Raw genomic sequence first — 20,882 nt, 5'->3', positions numbered from 1 at the left:
AGAACAGGGCGTGCGCCAGTGCGTCGGTGCTTTTTCTTGCCGCTTGAAGCTTGTCGCTTGAGTTACAATCCCCGCTTTCCCTTAGATAGATGCAAAGTTGGAGCCCCCGCGTGGAGCAGCAGAACAACAGACTGGTCGTTCTGGATACCGAAACCACCGGTATGCCAGTCAGCGAAGGCCACCGGATCATCGAGATCGGTTGCGTCGAGGTCATCGGCCGGCGCCTGACCGGGCGTAATTTCCACGTCTACCTGCAGCCGGACCGCGAGAGCGACGAGGGCGCCATCGGCGTCCACGGCATCACCGATGCCTTCCTGGTCGACAAGCCGCGCTTCGCCGATGTCGCCGAGGAGTTCTTCGAGTACATCCGCGGTGCCCAGCTGGTCATCCACAACGCGGCGTTCGACGTCGGCTTCATCAACAACGAGTTCGCCCTGCTGGGCCAGCACGACCGCGCCGACATCTCGCAACACTGCACCATCCTCGATACCCTGATGCTCGCCCGGGCTCGCCACCCGGGGCAGCGCAACAGCCTCGACGCGTTGTGCAAACGCTACGGCATCGATAACTCCGGCCGTGACCTGCACGGCGCCTTGCTCGACTCGGAGCTGCTGGCAGACGTCTACCTGGCGATGACTGGCGGCCAGACCAGCCTGTCGCTGGCTGGGCACGGTGCCGACGAGGAAGACGGGCAAGGCGGGACCGGCAGCGAGATCCGCCGCATCGTCGGGCGCCAGCCGGGCCGGGTCATCCTGGCTTCGGCCGAAGAGCTGGAGGCCCATGCCGAGCGCTTGGCGGCGATCGCCAAGTCGGCGGGGGCGCCGGCGATGTGGCAGGCGTTGAGCGAGGGCTGACCTGCTTCGATGGCCGCATTGGGCCGCTTCGCGGCCCATCGCCGGCAAGCCGGCTTCCACAGATCGCACTGCTCTTGAGGTCGGCGCCGAACCTGTGGAGCAACCACGGCAAAAAAACGCACCCGCGCCCTGCAGCTTCTACCCTGAAAGGACGGACCCGTCCTTCGGAGGTAGTGCCGAGCCATGTACAAGGACCTGAAGTTTCCCATCCTCATCGTGCATCGTGCGATCAAGGCCGACAGCGTCGCCGGTGAGCGGGTGCGTGGCATCGCCGAGGAGCTGGCCCAGGACGGCTTCGCCATCCTCGCCGCAGCGGACCATGCCGAGGCGCGCCTGGTGGCTGCCACCCACCATGGGCTGGCCTGCATGCTGATCGCTGCCGAAGGCGCCGGCGAGAACACCCACCTGCTGCAGAACATGGCGGAGTTGATCCGCCTGGCCCGCCTGCGCGCACCGAACCTGCCGATCTTCGCCCTGGGCGAGCAGGTGACCCTGGAAAACGCGCCCGCCGAGGCCATGAGCGAGCTGAACCAACTCCGCGGCATCCTCTACCTGTTCGAAGACACCGTGCCCTTTCTCGCCCGCCAGGTGGCCCGGGCCGCGCACAACTACCTGGACGGCCTGCTGCCGCCGTTCTTCAAGGCCCTGGTGCAGCACACCGCGCAATCCAATTATTCCTGGCACACGCCGGGCCACGGCGGTGGCGTGGCCTACCGCAAGAGCCCGGTGGGCCAGGCCTTCCACCAGTTCTTCGGCGAGAACACCCTGCGCTCGGACCTGTCCGTGTCGGTGCCCGAACTCGGCTCGCTGCTCGACCACACAGGCCCCCTGGCCGAGGCCGAAGCCCGGGCGGCGCGCAACTTCGGCGCCGACCACACCTTCTTCGTGATCAACGGCACCTCCACGGCCAACAAGATCGTCTGGCATGCCATGGTCGGCCGCGACGACCTGGTGCTGGTGGACCGCAACTGCCACAAGTCGGTGGTCCACGCGATCGTCATGACCGGCGCCATCCCTCTTTACCTGTGCCCGGAACGCAACGAGCTGGGCATCATCGGGCCGATCCCGCTCAGCGAGTTCAGCCCGGTATCGATCCAGGCGAAGATCGACGCCAATCCGCTGACCCGTGGGCGTAAGCCGCGGATCCGCATGGCGGTGGTGACCAACTCCACCTACGACGGCTTGTGCTATCACGCCGGGTTGATCAAGCAGATGCTCGGCAGCAGCGTCGAGGTGCTGCATTTCGACGAGGCCTGGTTCGCCTATGCGGCGTTCCATGACTTCTTTGCCGATCGCTACGCCATGGGCACCGCGCGCAGTGACGACAGCCCACTGTTGTTCAGCACCCATTCCACCCACAAGCTGCTGGCGGCGTTCAGCCAGGCGTCGATGATCCACGTGCAGGACGGCAGTCAGCGGCAACTGGACCGCGATCGTTTCAACGAAGCGTTCATGATGCACATCTCCACCTCGCCGCAGTACAGCATCCTGGCCTCGCTGGATGTGGCCTCGACCATGATGGAAGGGCCGGCCGGGCGCTCGCTGCTGCAGGAGATGTTCGACGAGGCCCTGAGCTTTCGCCGTGCCCTGGCCAACCTGCGCGAACACATTGCCGCGCATGACTGGTGGTTCAGTATCTGGCAGCCGCCTGCGACGGAAGGGGTCCATCGCCTGGCGGCGCAGGACTGGCTGCTGCAGCCGGGCGCCGAATGGCATGGCTTTGGTGATGTGGAGCAGGACTACGTGCTGCTAGACCCGCTCAAGGTCACCCTGGTGATGCCTGGGTTGACGGCGGATGGGGCGTTGGGCGAGCACGGCATCCCGGCGGCCGTGGTGAGCAAGTTCCTCTGGGAGCGTGGGCTGGTGGTGGAGAAGACTGGGCTCTACAGCTTCCTGGTGCTGTTCTCCATGGGCATCACTAAGGGCAAGTGGAGCACCTTGCTCACCGAATTGCTGGAGTTCAAGCGCCACTACGATGGCAATACCGCCTTGGCCCAGTGCCTGCCCAGTGTGATGGCGGTGGACCCGCTGCGTTACCAGGGATTGGGGCTGCGCGAGCTGTGCCAGCAGTTGCACGACTGCTACCGGGCCAATGCCACGGCCAAGCAGCTCAAGCGCCTGTTCACGCGTTTGCCGGAGGTGGCCATGAGCCCAGCCCAGGCCTATGACCGCCTGGTGCGTGGCGAGGTGGAGGCGGTGCCGATCGAGGCCCTGCTGGGCCGGGTCGCGGCGGTGATGCTGGTGCCTTATCCGCCGGGCATTCCCTTGATCATGCCGGGCGAGCGCTTTACCGAGGCCACCCGTTCGATCATCGACTACCTGGCCTTCGCCCGGGCCTTCGACAGCGGCTTCCCGGGCTTCGTCGCCGATGTCCATGGTCTGCAGAGCGAGGATCATGGCCAGGGGCGGGTCTACACCGTCGATTGCATCAAGGAATGCGGATGAGCTCCACGCCGCTGTGCGCCAGCTCGAAGCGGTCATCGCCCAGGTGCTTGACCCGGTCACCGACAGGCAGGCGGTAGGTCACGATCGGCTCGCCGAGGCAGCTACCGTCGGCCTGGAGGGTGGACTCCTGGTATTCATGCACGGGATAGATCCGACCTTCGGCGTCACGTGCGTGGAATTGGCCGACCAGTATTGCTGCCATTTGAGCGAAAACCTCTGAAATTTGGGGAAATATCTGTAGGCATAGACCAGCGGAGCAGGGGGGAAGTTTTCCGCAATCAGGAAAAAAACTCTGGGGGCAGGACGCAGTCATCTATAACTACAACGTCTTATTTCCAGCAGAGGTTGCAAATCGCCATGAGTCAGGTCTATTCGGTAGCGGTCGTCGTCGGTAGCTTGCGCAAGGACTCCTACAACCGCAAGGTCGCCCGCGCCCTTGCAGAGCTTGCACCCTCCAGCCTTGCCCTGAAAATCGTCGAGATCGGCGACCTGCCGCTGTACAACGAGGATGTCGAGGCCAATGCGCCCGATGCCTGGAGGCGTTTTCGCGAGGAGATCCGCCGCAGCGACGCGGTGCTGTTCGTCACGCCCGAATACAACCGTTCCGTGCCCGGAGGCCTGAAGAACGCCATCGACGTGGGGTCGCGACCCTATGGGCAGAGTGCCTGGAGCGGCAAGCCGGCGGCGGTGGTGAGTGTCTCGCCGGGCGCCATTGGCGGTTTCGGTGCCAACCATGCCGTGCGCCAGTCGCTGGTGTTCCTGGACATGCCGTGCATGCAGATGCCCGAGGCGTACATTGGTGGGGCGGCCAGCCTGTTCGAGGATTCCGGCAAGCTCAACGACAAGACCCGGCCGTTCCTGCAGGCGTTCATCGACAAGTTCGCAGCCTGGGTGAAGCTCAATCGCGCGGTCTGACTGGCTCAGGCTGCTGGGGCCGCTTTGCGGCCCCGGCATGCCTTGCGACGCTTACGACGCCTGCGGCATCTCGCCCTTGGCCAGGCGCCGGTTGATGTCGGCGATCACCTCGGGCAGCTCATTGATGGTGTCGATCAGGTAGTGCGGGCGCGAGCCTTCGAACAGCGCGTGGATGCGCTTGCGCTCGCTCTCCAGTTTTTCCGCGCTCAGGGCCCGGTAGCCTTCCCAGGTCAGGCCCAGGGCATTGCCCGAGCACACCAGGGCCACAGTCCACATGCCCGCGCGACGGCCTTCGAGGATGCCCGGCACGGTGTCGTCGACCTTGACGCAGGCGGCCACGTCGTCGATGCCCAGGGCGATCACGTTGGCCAGGGCCTGGGCCGGCCAAGGGCGGCCGTTCGGGGTTTCGTCGGTGGCCACCACGTGGTCGGCGACATAGCCGTTCTGCTTGGCCAGTTCCACCACCTTGTCCATCACCACCTTCGGGTAGCCCGAGCAGGAGCCGATCTTCAGGCCGTCCTTGCGCAGGCCGGTGAGGGTCTCCAGGGCGCCAGGGATCAGCGCCGAGTGCACGGCGATCTTCTCGATCTGCAAGGGCATGAAGCGTTCGTAGATGGCGGTGACGTCATCGTCGGTCGGGGTGCGGCCGAACACCTTGCGGTAGCGTTCGGCGATTTCCGGCTGGTTGCACAGGGTACGGATGTGGTCCCACTTGCCCATGCCCATCGGGCCGCGAGCTTCGTCGATGGAAACTTCGACATCGAACTCGGCGAAGGCCTCGACGAAGATCTGGGTCGGGGCGAAGGAGCCGAAGTCGACCACGGTGCCGGCCCAGTCGAGGATGGCGGCTTGCAGCTGGGTGGGGTTGCTGTAGTTCATGTGCGCGATTTCCTTGGGGTTCGGGTCGAGGGCGAAATTCAGATGTCCAGTACTTCCATTTCCCGCAGCACTTCGGCCACGGCATCGACGGCGGCCTGCATGCCATCGGGCCCGACCACGCCGATGCAACCGACGCGGAAGGTTTCCACCTGGGTCAGCTTGCCCGGATAGAGAATGAAGCCCTTGGCCTTGACCCGCTCGTAGAAGTCCTTGAACTGGTAGCGGGCATCGCGTGGGGCATGGAAGGTGACGATGATCGGAGCCTGGATCTCGGCCGGCAGGAAGCTGCGCAGACCAAGCTGGGCCATGCCGTCGAGCAGGGTCTTGCAGTTGTCGGCGTAGCGCTGGTGGCGGGCCGGCAGGCCGCCTTCCTCGCTGTACTGCAGCAGGGCCTCATGCAGGGCGGCGACCACGTGGGTCGGCGGGGTGAAGCGCCACTGGCCGGTCTTGGCCATGTACGCCTGCTGGTCCTGCAGGTCCATCGCCAGGGAGTGGGCGTTGCCTTCGGCGGCGGCCAGCGCGTTCTTCTCGGCGAAGACGAAGCCCATGCCCGGTACGCCTTCCAGGCATTTGCCGGAGGCAGCGATCAGCGCCTCGAACGGCACCTCGCGGGCATCGATCGGCAGGGCGCCGAAGGAGCTCATGGCGTCGATGACAAGGCGCTTGCCGTGGCGCTGGACTACCTGGGCGATCTCGGGCAGCGGGTTGAGGATGCCGGTGCTGGTCTCGCAGTGGATCAGCGCCACGTGGGTCACGGCAGGGTCGGTGGCCAGCAGGTGGTCGACGTCGGCAGCGGTGGTGGGTTGATCCTCGGCGGTCTCGAAGGTGCTGTAGGCGCGGCCCAGGACTTTGCAGATCTTCGCCAGGCGCTGGCCGTAGGCACCGTTGATCAGCACCAGGACCTTGCCGTCACGCGGTACCAGGGTACCGATCGCCGCTTCCACGGCGAAGGTGCCGCTGCCTTGCAGGGGGACGCAGTGGTGGCTGGCACTGCCGTTGATGATGGCCAGCAACTGCTCGCAGACGCTGGCGGTCAGTTGGTTGAAGTCGCGGTCCCAGGAACCCCAGTCCACCAGCATGGCTTGGCGGGTGCGGGACGAGGTGGTCAGTGGGCCGGGGGTCAGCAGGATCGGGGCATTGCTCATTCCGTTTTTCCTCGCAAGCGGGTGGGCTGAATCTACGGTGTGTAAGTTGCAATTTGCCGCCCCATCATTCAAATTGTTTGTCGTTATGCCAGCCATAAGTCAGGCCGATAGATATGAACTTGTTCCAGTTGCGTGCCTTCGATGCCGTGGCCCGCGAGGGCAGCTTCACCCGCGCTGCGGCGCGCTTGTTCATCAGCCAGCCGGCGGTGACCGGGCACGTCAAGGCCCTGGAAGAGCACTACCAGATCACCTTGCTGCGGCGCACCGCGCGCCGGGTCGAGCTTACCGAAGAGGGTACGCGGCTGGCGGCCATCACCCGCGCCATGTTCAGCCTGGCCGAGGAGGCCCAGGCCATGCTCGAGGCCAATCGCCAATTGCTCACCGGACGCCTGGAAGTCGCCGCTGATGGCCCGCACTGGATCATGTCGATGCTCGGCCTGCTGCGGGCGCGTTACCCGGGCATCACCGTCAACCTGCGCCTGGGCAATGCCCAGGAGACCCTGGCCGCATTGCTTTCGGAGCATGCCGACGTGGCCGTGCTGACCGAGGCCGAGCCGCGCAAGGGGCTGTACCTGCAGAGCCTGGGCGAGTCGCGCCTGTGTGCCCAACTGCCGGTCGGGCATCCCTGGGCGAGCGAGACGGGCGATCTGCCCATGGCTGAGCTGGACCGGCAGATCATGGTGTTGCGCGAGCCCAGCTCCATCACCCGGCGGACCTTCGACCAGGCTTGCGCACTGGCCAAGGTGCAGCCGCGGGTGCTGCTGGAGCTGGACAGCCGCGAAGCGGTCACCGAGGCGGTGGCGGCGCAGCTCGGCATCGGCATCGTCTCGTCGGTGGAGGTGGCCCATGATCCGCGGGTGGTGGCGCGGCCGCTGGCGGGCGATGGGCTGGTCAACCGGCACATGATCGGTTGCCTGGAGCGGCGTCGTGAACTGCGCTTGATCCAGACGTTCCTGGGGTTGGCTGCCAGCCTGTGAGGTGCCTGCAAGAGCGTGTGTGAGTGGACTTGCCTCAATGAGTGACACTGGGGCGCGAAGCGGCCCCAAATGGCACGGCTCCAGAACACTCACCGGCTGGCGTTTTTCCATGGCGGGCCTAAGATGGCCGGCTGAAACTACTGGCGCTGGATGGCCGATGAGCGAGAAAGACACCATTTCCATGCAACTGGTGCGTGAAGCCCTGTTGCAGACCTGCCCGGCGGGGCAAGCCGATGCGCCGCTGCTGGTCAGGGCGGGCATCGATGCATCCCTGCTCGACCTGCCCGAGGCGCGGGTGAGCGCCGAGGCCTATGCCCGGCTCTGGCGCTTGCTGGCGCGGCGCTGCAATGACGAATTCTTCGCCATGGACCCGCGTGGCCTGCGCAGTGGCAGCCTGGCCTTCCTGTGCCGTGCGAGCATGGCCCAAGCGACCCTCGGCGAGGGCCTGGAAACGGCCCTGGCGTTTCTCTCGCTGATGCTCGAGGACCTGCAGCCAAGCCTGGTGCGCCAACAGAGCCTGGCCGAGATCGTCATCGGCGAGCCTCGCGATACGCCGCGCCGCGCTTTCACTTACTTCACCCTGTGGATGATCATCCATGGCGTGACCTGCTGGCTGGCCGGGCGCCGTATCCCGATCCTCGCCATCGACCTGCGTTGCGCCGAGCCGCCGTTCTGCGACGACTACCGGGTGATGTTTTCCGAGAACCTGCAGTTCGACCGCCCACGCACACGCATGATCATCAGTGCCGACTGCCTGGGCCTGCCGCTGCGGCGCACCCAGGAGGAGCTGCAGCGTTTCCTCGCCGAGGCGCCTGGCAACATCCTGGTCAAGTACCGCGACCCGGCCAGCCTGGCCTGGCGCATCCGTGAGCAACTGCGGCGCGCCGACCCAGGCGCCTGGCCCGATGCCGAAGGCCAGGCCAGCGCCTTGTGCATCTCGGTCTCGACCCTGCGCCGTCGCCTGGGCGAGGAAGGCCAGACCTACCAAGGGCTCAAGGACAGCGTGCGGCGCGAGTTGGCCATCGCCTGGCTGGCCGATGTCGACCTGGGGCTTACCGAGATCGCCGAGCGTCTCGGCTTCGCCGACAGCAGCTCGTTCTACAAGGCCTTTCGCAAGTGGTTCGGTTGCAATCCTGGCCACTACCGTCATGTGATCCTGCAGGGGACTGCGCCCTAGGCCTGGCCGAGGATGTTCCCTTTCCCTCTGCTGCGCAGTGGGCGATTGCATCAGTGTCGAGCCTCCTTCGACCTGCGAGGATGCAGACATGACGCAACCCACTCCACCTTCACTTCCGCCAGCGCTTGCCAGCAAGCTGGCTTCCGCCACCGATGATTTCATCGCCGCGAAACTGCCGGACTGGTTGAAACGCGCATCCGCCGCACAGATCAATGCATTGCGCGATTGCTTCGAGGCCCACCGCCATAGCCAGGCGCAGGTGGCGGCGGCAACCGCCGGCCTGGTATCGCCACGGCAGTTCGCTGCCCAGCGGTTCACGGCCCTGTTGGCGGCCGATATCCCGCCGGGGTTCTCCCTCGATGATCTTGAATGGCTGGATGTAAGGCGTCGCTTCACGGTGAGCCCGGGCGGTGGCCTGCCCGAGGATGAGCCGCGTTATGTCCGCTTCCCGGCGTTGTTGCGACTGATGCAGGGCTTTCCCTCGGGCAACCCTTTCTACGAGGGCAGCGGCCTTGTCAAGAAGGGCGAAGAGACCGTGCTTTTCAGCTCGCTGGAGGATTTCACGCAACGTTGCCATGCCGAGGACGTGGGCAAGCAGTACCACGACCTGCTCGAGCGTCTGTTCACCCCGGTGGCCCAGCGGGCCCTGGCCCGCCACCAGCGTACGGCCTTCGCCCTGGCATGCGAGTTCGCCTCGCTCAAGGCACAGCTCGAGACGGTGCACCTGGCCGCCTTGCGGCGGTTGCTGGACGATGGGGCTGGCCAGGAGGAAGGGCTCGCACAGGCGTATGCCGGTGAGCTGCACATGTTGGGGGCCTCCGTTGCGCAGAGCTTGAAGATCCAGTTGCGCAGTGCCGATGGGGATAGTCTCGGGGTCGTGCTCTACCTGCCGAGTGACACTGAACAGCCCCTTCGCCATTTCGACTCGGTGTCAGGGATGAACGATTTCCTGGCGGCCGAGTTGCTCAAGGCGGATGGCCGCCAACGTTTCGCACGACTGATCGCCTTGAAGGACCGCCCAGGGTTCCTGGGGACGCTCGACAAGCGCCTGCTCGACGATGAGCCCGACCTGCAGTTGGAAGGTACGGTGGTCCATGGCGATATCTTCGCCACACTGGCGGCAAGCCAGGTCAAACGCATCGAGGACGATGTCCGCCTGCAGCTCGTTTCGAGCGCGGATGCCGATCATCTCGCCGCCGAAGCACGGCTCAACCAATGGAAGGAGATCGGCCTGGTCGCGCTGGGGCTGGCGGGTTTGGCCATTCCTGCGGTGGGCATGGTGCTGTTCGGCGAGTTGGTCGTGCAGACCCTCGGCCACGTCTACGAAGGGGCCGTCGATTGGCATGAAGGGCACCAGCACGAGGCGCTGGAGCATATGCTCGGGGTCGCGGAGGCCGTCGTCGTCACGGCGGCAACGGTTGCTGGTGTGAGCCTGGTGGCGCGCGGGTTCGCCCGCAGTGCTTTCGTCGACGCACTGGAGCCGGTGGGCACCGGGGAGGAGTCATCGCGCCTGTGGCATCGTGACTTGCAGGTCTACGCGTCGACCCCGGAAGACGCCACCCTTGGGGATGATGGGCTCTATGCCAGCGATACGCGCCGCTGGCTGCGTGTGGGCCAATGCTACTACGAGGCCCATCGCCCCGACGAGCACCAGGCCTGGCGTTTGCGCCATCCGCGAGGCGACGACGCCTTCGGGCCGCAGCTCGCGTTCAATGGCGAGCGTGCCTGGCGTCTTCGCCTCGAGCAGCCCAGGCAGTGGGATGACCGTGCCGACATGCTCGATCGCCTGTGGCCGCAGGACCCGCCCTTGGCTCCAGCCCGGGCCGAGCAGGTGTTGCGTGTGGCGGGCGTCGACAAGGAGGAATTGCGGGGTGTGCTGGTGGAGATGCGGCCTGCGCCGTTCAACCTGCGTGACACCTGGCTGCGATTCGCTGCGGATGCCCGGATCAGCCGCGAGCTCGATGCCCTCGATCAATCCGGCGGAGCTATCCAGGATCCGGCCATTCGCCAGTGGTGCGTGGCGCATCCGCAAGCGCAAGGGCTGGACGAGCAGGCGCTGGGCGCCTGGCTACGGGGGGACGCCTCGCACCTGCAAGGTGAATTGCTGGAGCACCTGGCGGCGCCTCTGTCGGCACAAGACGCCTTGGTGACGCTGGTTCGGCGCGATTTCCCCGGGCTCCCCGAGCGCTACGCCCGGGAGGCGGTACGTGACGTGGATCCCGCCCTGCGCGAAGTGGCCCAGGTCGAGGCGCGTGTGCCACTGGCGGTCGCCAGGAAGGCACGGACCCTGCTGCGGCTGACCAGGGTGAACCGCGCCTTGGAGGGCCTGTTCCTGCGCAGCACCTACACCAATGGCACCGGGGAACTGGTCATCGCCTTGCTGCGGCGACTGTCCAGATGGCCGCGCGCGATCAACCTCGAGTTGCGTGAAGGGTCGGAGAGTGGCCGTCTTTTGGCCGTACTGAACCCTCAAGGCGCACCCGAGGGGCGCGTGGTCCTGGTTCACCGGCAAGGCCGCTTCCACCTTTACGACAGCCATGGGCTGGAGCATGAAGCGCAGGTAGGCGAGCCTGCGGGCATCTTCCAGGCATTGGTGGCACTGCTGCGCCCGACCGACCTGCAGCGGTTGGGCCTTTCTGGCGACGACCCGGCAGAAGGCTTGCGGTTGAAGCTGATCGAAGGCTTGCCCGCCGAACGCAAGGATATTCTGAACCTGCTTGGCTGGCGCGACGGCACGCCTTGGTTCAACCCCGGCAAGCGCCTGCCCGATGGGCGCGTGGGTTATCCGCTCGGCGGCAATGTATCGAGACGGGAAACCTCTACCAGTGTGCTCAGGGGCCGCATCCGTGCCCTTTACCCACGGCTCAATGACCGGGAGGTCGATCGCTACCTGGAAAGGCTGCTGTTGCAAAGTGGCTCGCCTTTCGAGAGCTTGCTTGCCCAGGAGCGCAACTACGCGCAGCTCGAAAGTGCCTTGTCGCAGTGGATGGCGGATGGGCGCACAGCGGAGCGGTATGCCTCGCGGCGGCAGTTCGCGGCTCGCCTGCTGGCGGCGTGGCGCTACGAGGGGGCCGGTGGGCTGGCCAGCGACATGACCCTGGAGCTGAGCGGTTGGCACATTGGCCAGTTGCCGGAATTACCGGCGGGCAGCGACTTTTCCCATATCACCGAATTGGTGATGGCGGGGGCGGCGCTGGAAGAGGTTCCCGCGGGTTTCCTGCAGTGCTTCACCTCCTTGCGCACTTTGAGCCTGGGCAACAACCGTTTGACCTCCATCCCCTCGGCCATTGGCCAACTGACCCAATTGCGTACGTTGCGCCTGATGTCCAATCGAATCCGCATGAGCCCCTCTGGCGCCGATGCCTTGTCTGCGTTACCGAACCTGCGCGTGCTCGACCTGAGTCGCAACCCTTTGCGTTCAGCGGCACTGCGCTTCCAGTCGTTGCCCAACCTGTCGGTACTGCGTTTGAAACACTGCCGGTTGATCAGCGTGCCCAGGGGGCTGGAGCGGTGCAGGCTGTTGACGGTCGTCGACCTCAGCGACAACGAGATCGATACATTGCCACCTGAGCTGCTGCAAGCGCCCTGGTCTTTCAGAAGCCGCTTCAACCTGCTGCGCAATCCCTTGGCGCACCAGGAGTACGCGCGGTTGTATACGAGCGACCCGTATGACGCTGTCCGGGCCAGCGAAGTGGACGTGGCCAGCGCCAGGAGCCTGTGGCTTGCCGTCGGCGATCCCGACCAGTTCGCGGCACGTTCGGCGCTGTGGAACCGCTTGGTGCAAGACCCCGACAGCACGGACCTGCTGCAGTTGCTGGCCAATCTCACCCAAACCAGCGACTTCACCCACGCCAGGGCCTACCTCACCGAGCAAGTCTGGGGTGTGCTTGACGCCGTGGAACAGGATACCGACCTTCGCCAGGCGGTGTTCGCCCACGCTCGCGAGCAACTGGGTTGCCATGACAGTACCGCGGAGCGCTTCAGCCGCGTGCAACTGCAGATCCTGGTGCACAACGCCAACCTGCAGGGCGCTGCCGGACGATCGGGGCAAGGATTGCTGGACCTGGGGCGGCGTCTGTTTCGCCTGGAGGCCTTGGAAGGCTTCGCTCACCAGGATGCCGCGCAGCGGCTGGCGAGCGACCCGGATACCGATGTCCTGGAGGTCATCCTCGGCTACCGGGTGCGTCTGGCCCATGCCCTCGACCTGCCTTCCCAGCCGCGTACGATGAGGTTCGAGCGCCTTGCCGAAATCACTCCCGAACTCGAGCAGGCAGCGCTCGCCTCGGTCCGGGGCGCGGAGGCGACCGATGCCCTGGCCGAAAGCATCGCCGAACGGGACTTCTGGCGTACCTACCTGGAGCGACGGCACGCGGCAGCCTTCGCTGCGATCGGCGAGGACTTCGCCGCGCGGGGTTCCGAGCTCGACAGCCTGAGCACGGCCCTGACGAGCCAGGACTACACGGATCGATGGCAGGTACTGATGATGGAGCGGCAATCGGCCGAGCATCGCCTGGTCCTGCAACTGACCCGTGAGGCCCTGGAGGAGGGCGTGCCCGAGGCAGGCCAATTCGCTCAAACCGTTTGACAGCTTTGGCCATTGCCCCCAGCGCCGACCGGCGCGAACATCGTCAGACCGAGGGTGCCACTCCAACAATAAGAAACCAGGAGTCTGACGATGCGCGATTACGCCGAGGCCGTCCGTTCGTTCAACCATCGCAGTGCCGTCGAGGCGGCACTGCATGGCACGCTGGACGCGCTCAATGCCTGTGTCGAATGCTGCGACCGCCATGCCGGCAGTGGCCGGGTCGCGCTGATCTGGGAAGACCGCGAGGGTAACAGCGCACGCTACACCTTCGAGCAACTGCAAGGGCTGGCGGCGCGCTTCGCCAATGTGCTTGGCCAGCAAGGCGTAGGCCCCGGCGACCGAGTTGCCGGCCTCATGCCACGCACTCCAGAGCTGCTGGTGACCATCCTTGCCACCTGGCGCCTGGGTGCGGTGTACCAGCCGCTGTTCACCGCCTTCGGCCCCAAGGCCATCGAGCACCGGCTCGAACAGTCCCATGCGCGCGTGGTGGTCACCGACCGCGGCAACCGCCACAAGCTCGACCAGGTCACGGGGTGCCCGACCCTCATCACCGTCGGGGCCAGCGCTGGCGAGCTGGACTTCCACCAGGCGCTGGAGAGTGCTGACAGCACATGCGAGCCCGTGCCACGCAAGGGCGACGATCCCTTCCTGCTGATGTTCACCTCGGGTACCACCGGGCCTGCCAAGCCACTCGAGGTACCGCTCAAGGCCATCGTCGCCTTCCAGGGCTACATGCGCGATGCCATCGACCTGCGTCCCGAGGACAACTTCTGGAACCTGGCCGACCCGGGATGGGCCTACGGGCTTTATTACGCCGTCACCGGCCCGTTGTCCCTGGGCCACGCCACCACCTTCTACGACGGGCCGTTCAACGTCGAGAGCTGCGCGCGGATCATCGACAAGCTGAACATCAGCAACCTGGCCGGATCGCCTACCGCCTACCGTCTGCTGATCGCCGCCGGCAGCGAGTTCTCGACACCGATCAAGGGCCGCCTGCGGGTGGTCAGCAGCGCCGGCGAGCCGCTCAACCCGGAAGTGATCCGCTGGTTCGCCGACGAGCTGGGGGTGACCATCCATGACCATTACGGCCAGACCGAACTGGGCATGGTCTTGTGCAACCATCATGGCCTGAAGCACCCGGTGCACCTGGGTTCGGCCGGCTTCGCCATTCCCGGCCACCGCATCGTCGTGCTGGACGAGCAGGCCAACGAACTGTCCGCCGGGCAGCCGGGCATCCTCGCGGTGGACCGCGAGCAATCGCCGCTGTGCTGGTTCGCGGGTTACCACGGGCTGCCGACCAAGGCCTTCGTCGGCAAGTACTACCTCAGCGGCGATACCGTCGAGCTCAACGATGACGGCAGCATCAGCTTCGTCGGCCGCAGCGACGACGTGATCACCACCTCTGGCTACCGGGTCGGGCCGTTCGATGTGGAAAGTGCGTTGATCGAGCACCCGGCGGTGATCGAGGCGGCGGTGATCGGCAAGCCCGATCCGGAGCGCACCGAGCTGATCAAGGCCTTCGTGGTGCTCGCCCCGGGCCATGTCGGCAGCGCCGAGCTGGAAGAGACCCTGCGCCAGCATGTCCGCCAGCGCCTCTATGCCCACGCCTATCCCAGGGAAATCGAATTCGTCAGCGACTTGCCCAAGACCCCGAGCGGCAAGCTGCAACGCTTCATCCTGCGCAACCAGGAAATCGCCAAACAACAGGACGCGCCGGCCCCGCGTGCCAGCGCCTGAAGGAAAAACATCATGCAGATAGCCAACAAACATTTCATCGTCAGCGGCGCGGCCTCCGGGCTTGGCGCTGCCACCGCGCAGATGCTGGTCGAGGCCGGCGCCAAGGTGATGCTGGTCGACCTCAATGCTGCGGCAGTCGAGGCCAAGGCCCGCGAGCTGGGTGAACAGGCGCGTTTCGCCGTGGCCGACATCAGCGACGAACAGGCCGCCCAGGCGGCGGTGGATGCCGCCGTCAGCGCGTTCGGCAGCCTGCACGGGCTGGTCAACTGCGCCGGCATCGTCGGCGCCGAGAAGGTTCTGGGCAAACAAGGACCCCATGGCTTGGCGAGTTTCGCCAAGGTCATCAATGTCAACCTGCTGGGCAGCTTCAACCTGCTGCGCCTGGCGGCGGCAGCCATGGCCGAAGGCGCGGCCGACGAGGAGGGCGAGCGCGGCGTGATCATCAACACCGCGTCCATCGCCGCCTACGACGGGCAGATCGGCCAGGCTGCCTATGCCGCCTCCAAGGGCGCCATCGCCAGCCTGACCCTGCCGGTGGCGCGGGAGCTGGCGCGTTTCGGCATCCGCGTGATGACCATCGCCCCAGGCATCTTCGAGACGCCGATGATGGCTGGCATGCCCCAGGAGGTGCGTGACTCCCTGGCCGCCGGCGTACCGTTCCCGCCGCGTTTGGGCCGTGCGCAGGAGTACGCCGCGCTGGCCCGTCATATCATCGAGAACAGCATGCTCAACGGCGAGGTGATCCGCCTCGACGGTGCCCTGCGCATGGCTGCCAAGTAAGGAGTAAGCGAACATGACTCTCGCCAACGACCCGATCGTCATCGTCAGCGCCGTGCGCACGCCCATGGGTGGCCTGCAGGGCGACCTGAAAAGCCTGAGCGCCCCGCAACTGGGCGCCGCCGCCATCCGTGCCGCGGTCGAGCGTGCCGGCATCGACGCCGGCAGCGTCGAGCAGGTGCTGTTCGGCTGCGTGCTGCCGGCCGGCCTCGGCCAGGCACCGGCGCGCCAGGCCGCCCTGGGCGCGGGCTTGGACAAGCACACCACCTGCACCACCCTGAACAAGATGTGCGGCTCGGGCATGCAGGCGGCGATCATGGCCCATGACCTGCTGCTGGCCGGCAGTGCCGAGGTGGTGGTGGCCGGCGGCATGGAAAGCATGACCAACGCGCCTTACCTGCTGGACAAGGCCCGTGGCGGATACCGCATGGGCCATGGCAAGATCATCGACCACATGTTCATGGACGGCCTGGAGGACGCCTACGACAAGGGTCGCCTGATGGGCACCTTCGCCGAGGATTGCGCCCAGGCCAACGGCTTCAGCCGCCAGGCCCAGGACCAGTTCGCCATCGCCTCGCTGACCCGCGCCCAGGAGGCGATCAGCAGCGGCCGTTTCGCCGCCGAGATCGTCCCGGTGGAAGTCACCGAAGGCAAGGACAAGCGCATCGTCAAGGATGACGAGCAGCCACCGAAGGCGCGCCTGGACAAGATCCCGCAACTGCGCCCGGCCTTTCGCGAAGGTGGCACGGTCACGGCGGCCAACTCCAGCTCCATTTCCGACGGCGCCGCGGCGCTGGTGCTGATGCGCCGCTCGCACGCCGAGCAGCGTGGCCTCACGCCCCTGGCGGTGATCCACGGCCATGCGGCTTTCGCCGACGCACCGGCGCTGTTCCCCACCGCCCCCATCGGAGCCATCGACAAGCTGGTCAAGCGCGTCGGCTGGAACCTGTCGCAGGTGGACCTGTTCGAGATCAACGAGGCCTTCGCCGTGGTCACCCTGGCCGCGATGAAGCACCTCGACCTGCCCCACGAGAAGGTCAACATCCACGGCGGCGCCTGCGCCCTGGGCCACCCGATCGGCGCCTCGGGTGCACGGATCCTGGTGACCCTGCTTTCGGCCCTGCGCCAGAACAACCTGCGCCGTGGCGTGGCGGCCATCTGCATCGGCGGTGGCGAGGCCACGGCCATGGCCGTCGAATGCCTGTATTGAGGTGAGACCATGCTGGTATCTGACGAACAACAACAGATCGCCGACGCCGTTCGCGCCTTCGCCCAGGCGCGCCTGAAACCGTTCGCCGAGCAATGGGACAAGGCGCACAGCTTCCCTCGCGAGGCCATCCGGGAAATGGCCGATATGGGCCTGTTCGGCATGCTGGTGCCGGAGCAGTGGGGCGGCAGCGACACCGGCTACGTGGCCTATGCCATGGCCCTTGAAGAGATCGCCGCGGGCGACGGCGCCTGCTCGACCATCATGAGCGTGCACAACTCGGTGGGGTGCGTGCCGATCCTGCGCTTTGGCAGCGACCAGCAGAAGGCGACCTTCCTCGCCCCATTGGCCAGCGGCGAGATGCTCGGTGCCTTCGCCCTGACCGAGCCCCAGGCCGGCTCCGATGCCAGCAGCCTGAAGACCCGGGCGCGCCTGGACGGTGACCACTACGTGCTCAACGGCAGCAAGCAGTTCATCACCTCCGGGCAGAACGCTGGCGTGGTGATCGTCTTCGCCGTCACCGACCCGGATGCCGGCAAGCGTGGCATCAGCGCCTTCATCGTGCCGACCGACTCGCCCGGCTACCAGGTGGCGCGGGTCGAGGACAAACTTGGCCAGCATGCCTCCGACACCTGCCAGATCGTCTTCGACGAGGTGCGCGTGCCGGTGGCCAACCGCCTGGGCGATGAGGGCGAGGGCTACAGGATCGCCCTGGCCAACCTCGAAGGTGGGCGCATCGGCATCGCCGCCCAGTCGGTGGGCATGGCCCGCGCTGCGTTCGAGGTGGCGCGCGACTATGCCAACGAGCGGCAGAGTTTCGGCAAGCCGCTGATCGAACACCAGGCCGTGGCCTTCCGCCTGGCCGACATGGCCACGCGCATCGCCGTGGCCCGGCAAATGGTACTGCATGCCGCGGCGCTGCGCGACGCTGGGCGTGCGGCGCTGGTGGAAGCCTCCATGGCCAAGCTGTTCGCCTCGGAAATGGCCGAAAAGGTCTGTTCGGACGCCTTGCAGACCCTCGGCGGATATGGCTATCTGAGCGACTTCCCGCTGGAGCGGATCTACCGCGACGTCCGGGTCTGCCAGATCTACGAGGGCACCAGCGACATTCAGCGCATGGTCATTGCGCGCAATCTTTGAAGGAGCAGTCTGCATGGCATTCGAAACCATCCTGTTGGACATCCACGGCAAGGTCGGCCTGATCACCCTCAACCGGCCCCAGGCGCTCAATGCCCTGAACGCGCAGATCGTCGGCGAGATCAACCAGGCCCTGGACCAGCTCGAACGTGATCCGAACATCGGCTGCGTGGTCATCACCGGTTCTGCCAAGGCGTTCGCCGCGGGTGCCGACATCAAGGAGATGGCCGAGCTCAAGTATCCGCAGATCTATGTCGATGACCTGTTCAGCGACGCCGACCGCATCGCCAACCGGCGCAAGCCGATCATCGCCGCGGTATCCGGCTTCGCCCTGGGCGGTGGCTGCGAGCTGGCGATGATGTGCGACTTCATCCTCGCCGCCGACAACGCCAAGTTCGGCCAGCCGGAGATCAACCTCGGCGTGCTGCCGGGCATGGGTGGTACCCAGCGCTTGACCCGCGCGGTGGGCAAGGCCAAGGCCATGGAGCTGTGCCTGACCGGTCGCCTGATGGGCGCCGAGGAAGCCGAGCGCGCCGGCCTGGTGGCCCGCGTGGTACCCCAGGCCGAACTGCTGGAGGAGGCGTTGAAGGTCGCAGCGACCATCGCCAGCAAGTCGATCCCGGTGAGCATGATGGTCAAGGAAAGCGTCAACCGCGCCTTCGAGGTCACCCTGAGCGAGGGTGTGCGCTTCGAGCGCCGGGTGTTCCACGCCGCTTTCGCCACCGAGGACCAGAAGGAAGGCATGGCCGCCTTCATCGCCAAGCGTGAGGCGCAGTTCAAGGACCGTTGAGGTCACGGCGCGGGTAAATGAACGCTGGGGCCGCTACACGGCCCTGTCGCGACACAAGGCCGCCCCCACATCTATGGCGCTCGATTGTAGAACAGCGCCGTAGATGTGGGGGCGGCCTTGTGTCGCGAAAGGGCTGCGCTCCCCTGCGGGGCGAGAAAGCCCAAGGCACGCTTACCCCACGCCCATTCGCCGCCCCGTAGACTGCCGATGGGCGGAATCCAGGCCATTTCGGTCAAATTCCCCCGTCGTGCCTGTTGCCCCATGCGACGCAGCGTCTTAGACTGCCGCCCCCTGTAGAAAAGTGCCGGTTGGCGCTTGAAGAATTCCGCTGCCGGCGAGCCATCGCCGGCGGTACCCGAATCGCCCAAATGCACATATTTTCATAGAGAAATCGATGACCAAGGAACAGTTGCTGGCCATGTCGGCCGATGACTACATGAACGCCGATCAACTGGCGTTCTTCGCTGAGCTGCTGCAGGCGATGAAAGTCGAGACCCAGGAGCGCATCGAGCTGAGCCGCAATACCATCGAGAGCCTGGATACCCCTTCGGATCCGGCCGACGTGGCTTCGGTGGAAGAAGAACGCCACTGGCTGGTCAATGCCATCGAGCGCGACCAGCGCCTGTTGCCGCAGTTGGAGATGGCCCTGGGCCGCATCGCCGATGAAAGCTTCGGCTGGTGCGACGACAGCGGCGAGCCGATCGGCCTGCAGCGCCTGCTGATCAGCCCGATCACCAAGTACTGCATCGAAGCCCAGGAGCGTCACGAGCAGCTCGACCGCCACCAGCGCCAGATCTGACCGACACCCTGGTGCCAGGCCCCACGGAGCGATCCGTGGGGCCTTTGCGTTTCCGATGCCTGCATCAGGCTTCGGCCTTTATTGCCGTGGATGCAATACAGCTATACCCAAGTAGGATTTTTCCGCGATCTGGGCAGGCGTATGATGACGACATAGTTAGGCAGCTAATTAAATTCCGGAGGGGATGATGAGTAGCCGAATCGATGTCGCCGTGATGATTGGCTCTGGCGTGCCTGCCACCCTGCAGGCCCTGGGCAAGCGCGTCTGCTGGGTCGTGCTGGTCGATGGCGAGCGCCGTGGTACGGCGTTCGCCACGCGCGGGGAGGCACTGGAGTGCCAGGCGGCCTGGTTGGCACAGCTGGAAAAAGGGCAGGCGGCCTGAGTCGAGGCCCTAGGTTGCGTGCCAGAGGCAAGAAATGTGTTGGGCCTCTCGACGGATTTCGGTGTTTTCGTGCATATTCCTTCCCCTGTAATGCGCTGATGAATACCGGACCCATTCTGCCGAGGGGCCTGGAACTTTCTATTGCATCTTTTCTGGCAGTTCGGTTGTCAGTTATTACGTGTCCCGGTTGGGAAACAGCCGAAAAACCGTCTTGAGGCCTTGGCTGGCACGCTGGAGTAACGATTCCTGCCTGTCGCGTCGCCTGCCTGCACAGACGTTTCGCGCATCGCTTCATTAGTCTTTTCAGACAACGACTTGAAATGAGTGTGTCTCCCCGGCGTTCGGGTGGGCGCGTGTAACCGATTTGAGGAACTCTTCATTGGCAGTCAGTACTCTGGATACCCACGCATTGTTTGCCCTGGGCGATTTGCGGGCCAAGTTGGTCAAGCTGTTCCAAGGGCGTTTCGTGTATGTCACCGAGCAGGGACCCGATGGCCTGTACATGGCTGAGATCGATACGGGCAGTGCCTTGGTGGTCGATGACAAGCAGCGCCTGGAGCTCAAGGTGGGCGATCACTTCCGCGCCGCGGTGTTGCCCAGCCGTGAAGGTGGCAAGCTGGAGCTGCGTTTTCGTGAAATAAAGCTGAATGTCTACGGTGTTGGCGACTATGCCTTCGTCTCGGTGCCGGAGGGTGAGGGCATCGTGTTCCGTGAAGGCCACGGCGTGATGCTGGTGTTCGCGGCCCGGCAGCAGGTGCAGGAAGGCCTGGGCAAACTGCTCAAGGCGGTGACGGGCAAGGTCGCCAAGTGGCGCAAGGGCGAGTTGACCACCTTCAAGGCCAGCGAATGAGCGACGAGTTGCCTGTGGGGCGGGCGGCCTTCCATCGCCGGCACCAGGCCCAGGCGACCGCCTTGGCCGAGCGACTGTTGGCGCAGCGTGAGGCGCTGGGCAGCACCTGGCTGGCCTGGGTAGCCGGCCAGCTGTATCGGCTCAGCCCGCCCGAATATGCGGCCATGGTGCGGCGCGAATTGCAGCGCCTGAGCCAGGGATAGGGTTGCCAGCGCATCGTTGCAGT

18 protein-coding genes are annotated in these 20,882 nt (G+C 65.5%); 15 read left to right on the top strand and 3 right to left on the bottom strand.

What is annotated here, in order from left to right; all coding sequences use genetic code 11:
* Window positions 1-110: 110 nt before the first annotated feature.
* Complete coding sequence (gene dnaQ, locus WCE05_RS18805) at window positions 111-854, top strand: DNA polymerase III subunit epsilon (protein ID WP_225790459.1); 744 nt, start codon at window positions 111-113, stop codon at window positions 852-854.
* 183 nt (window positions 855-1,037) lie between these two features.
* Complete coding sequence (locus WCE05_RS18800; protein WP_368816302.1) at window positions 1,038-3,299, top strand: Orn/Lys/Arg decarboxylase N-terminal domain-containing protein; 2,262 nt, start codon at window positions 1,038-1,040, stop codon at window positions 3,297-3,299.
* On the opposite strand, the gene WCE05_RS18795 is transcribed toward WCE05_RS18800, so the two are convergent.
* Window positions 3,283-3,501, bottom strand: a complete 219-nt coding sequence (locus WCE05_RS18795; RefSeq protein ID WP_225790457.1) for a hypothetical protein — start codon at window positions 3,499-3,501, stop codon at window positions 3,283-3,285. The genes WCE05_RS18800 and WCE05_RS18795 overlap by 17 nt on opposite strands.
* A gap of 155 nt (window positions 3,502-3,656) precedes the next feature.
* Between WCE05_RS18795 and WCE05_RS18790 the strand changes: the two genes are divergently transcribed.
* Window positions 3,657-4,214 (top strand): NADPH-dependent FMN reductase, encoded by a 558-nt coding sequence (locus tag WCE05_RS18790; RefSeq protein ID WP_368816301.1) that lies wholly within the window; start codon window positions 3,657-3,659, stop codon window positions 4,212-4,214.
* Between the two features lie 51 nt (window positions 4,215-4,265).
* On the opposite strand, the gene phnX is transcribed toward WCE05_RS18790, so the two are convergent.
* Together phnX and WCE05_RS18780 are read right to left on the bottom strand one after the other, a co-directional pair.
* Window positions 4,266-5,093, bottom strand: coding sequence for a phosphonoacetaldehyde hydrolase (gene phnX, locus WCE05_RS18785; protein ID WP_253091466.1), 828 nt, complete (start codon window positions 5,091-5,093; stop codon window positions 4,266-4,268).
* A gap of 38 nt (window positions 5,094-5,131) precedes the next feature.
* Window positions 5,132-6,238, bottom strand: a complete 1,107-nt coding sequence (locus WCE05_RS18780) for a 2-aminoethylphosphonate--pyruvate transaminase (RefSeq protein ID WP_225790454.1) — start codon at window positions 6,236-6,238, stop codon at window positions 5,132-5,134.
* Between the two features lie 113 nt (window positions 6,239-6,351).
* Between WCE05_RS18780 and WCE05_RS18775 the strand changes: the two genes are divergently transcribed.
* From WCE05_RS18775 to WCE05_RS18720, 12 genes are all read left to right on the top strand, one after another.
* Window positions 6,352-7,215: a LysR substrate-binding domain-containing protein gene (locus WCE05_RS18775; RefSeq protein WP_225790453.1), complete on the top strand. Its 864-nt coding sequence runs from the start codon at window positions 6,352-6,354 to the stop codon at window positions 7,213-7,215.
* Window positions 7,216-7,372: 157 nt separating this feature from the next.
* A complete protein-coding gene (locus WCE05_RS18770) occupies window positions 7,373-8,392 on the top strand; it encodes an AraC family transcriptional regulator (RefSeq protein ID WP_253103313.1) in 1,020 nt (339 codons plus the stop codon).
* 88 nt (window positions 8,393-8,480) lie between these two features.
* Window positions 8,481-12,977, top strand: a complete 4,497-nt coding sequence (locus WCE05_RS18765; RefSeq protein WP_368816300.1) for an NEL-type E3 ubiquitin ligase domain-containing protein — start codon at window positions 8,481-8,483, stop codon at window positions 12,975-12,977.
* Window positions 12,978-13,067: 90 nt separating this feature from the next.
* On the top strand, window positions 13,068-14,714 hold the full coding sequence (locus tag WCE05_RS18760) for an AMP-binding protein (RefSeq protein WP_253091463.1): 1,647 nt from the start codon (window positions 13,068-13,070) through the stop codon (window positions 14,712-14,714).
* 12 nt (window positions 14,715-14,726) lie between these two features.
* Window positions 14,727-15,494 (top strand): SDR family NAD(P)-dependent oxidoreductase, encoded by a 768-nt coding sequence (locus tag WCE05_RS18755; RefSeq protein ID WP_225790449.1) that lies wholly within the window; start codon window positions 14,727-14,729, stop codon window positions 15,492-15,494.
* A 13-nt stretch (window positions 15,495-15,507) separates the two neighbouring features.
* A complete protein-coding gene (locus tag WCE05_RS18750) occupies window positions 15,508-16,701 on the top strand; it encodes an acetyl-CoA C-acyltransferase (protein WP_225790448.1) in 1,194 nt (397 codons plus the stop codon).
* Between the two features lie 9 nt (window positions 16,702-16,710).
* On the top strand, window positions 16,711-17,838 hold the full coding sequence (locus WCE05_RS18745; RefSeq protein ID WP_368816299.1) for an acyl-CoA dehydrogenase: 1,128 nt from the start codon (window positions 16,711-16,713) through the stop codon (window positions 17,836-17,838).
* 13 nt (window positions 17,839-17,851) lie between these two features.
* Window positions 17,852-18,625 carry an enoyl-CoA hydratase gene (locus tag WCE05_RS18740; RefSeq protein ID WP_225790446.1) on the top strand — a complete coding sequence of 258 codons (774 nt, stop codon included), beginning with the start codon at window positions 17,852-17,854 and terminating at the stop codon, window positions 18,623-18,625.
* 394 nt (window positions 18,626-19,019) lie between these two features.
* Window positions 19,020-19,424, top strand: coding sequence for a TraR/DksA C4-type zinc finger protein (locus WCE05_RS18735; protein WP_225790445.1), 405 nt, complete (start codon window positions 19,020-19,022; stop codon window positions 19,422-19,424).
* A 187-nt stretch (window positions 19,425-19,611) separates the two neighbouring features.
* A complete protein-coding gene (locus WCE05_RS18730; RefSeq protein WP_225790444.1) occupies window positions 19,612-19,806 on the top strand; it encodes a hypothetical protein in 195 nt (64 codons plus the stop codon).
* 379 nt (window positions 19,807-20,185) lie between these two features.
* Entirely contained in the window at window positions 20,186-20,656 is a 471-nt protein-coding gene (locus WCE05_RS18725; RefSeq protein ID WP_225790443.1) for a hypothetical protein, read from the top strand.
* The gene (locus WCE05_RS18720; protein ID WP_225790442.1) at window positions 20,653-20,859 is read left to right on the top strand and encodes a hypothetical protein; all 207 of its coding nucleotides are present in this window, start codon (window positions 20,653-20,655) and stop codon (window positions 20,857-20,859) included. Before WCE05_RS18725 ends, WCE05_RS18720 begins: the two co-directional genes overlap by 4 nt.
* Window positions 20,860-20,882: the final 23 nt, after the last annotated feature.

It is taken from the genome of Pseudomonas sp. I2 (genome assembly GCF_040984075.1).
GTDB lineage: Bacteria > Pseudomonadota > Gammaproteobacteria > Pseudomonadales > Pseudomonadaceae > Aquipseudomonas > Aquipseudomonas guariconensis_B.
Note: the sequence above shows the minus strand (reverse complement) of the source record. Positions and strands in the feature narration are given on the sequence as shown.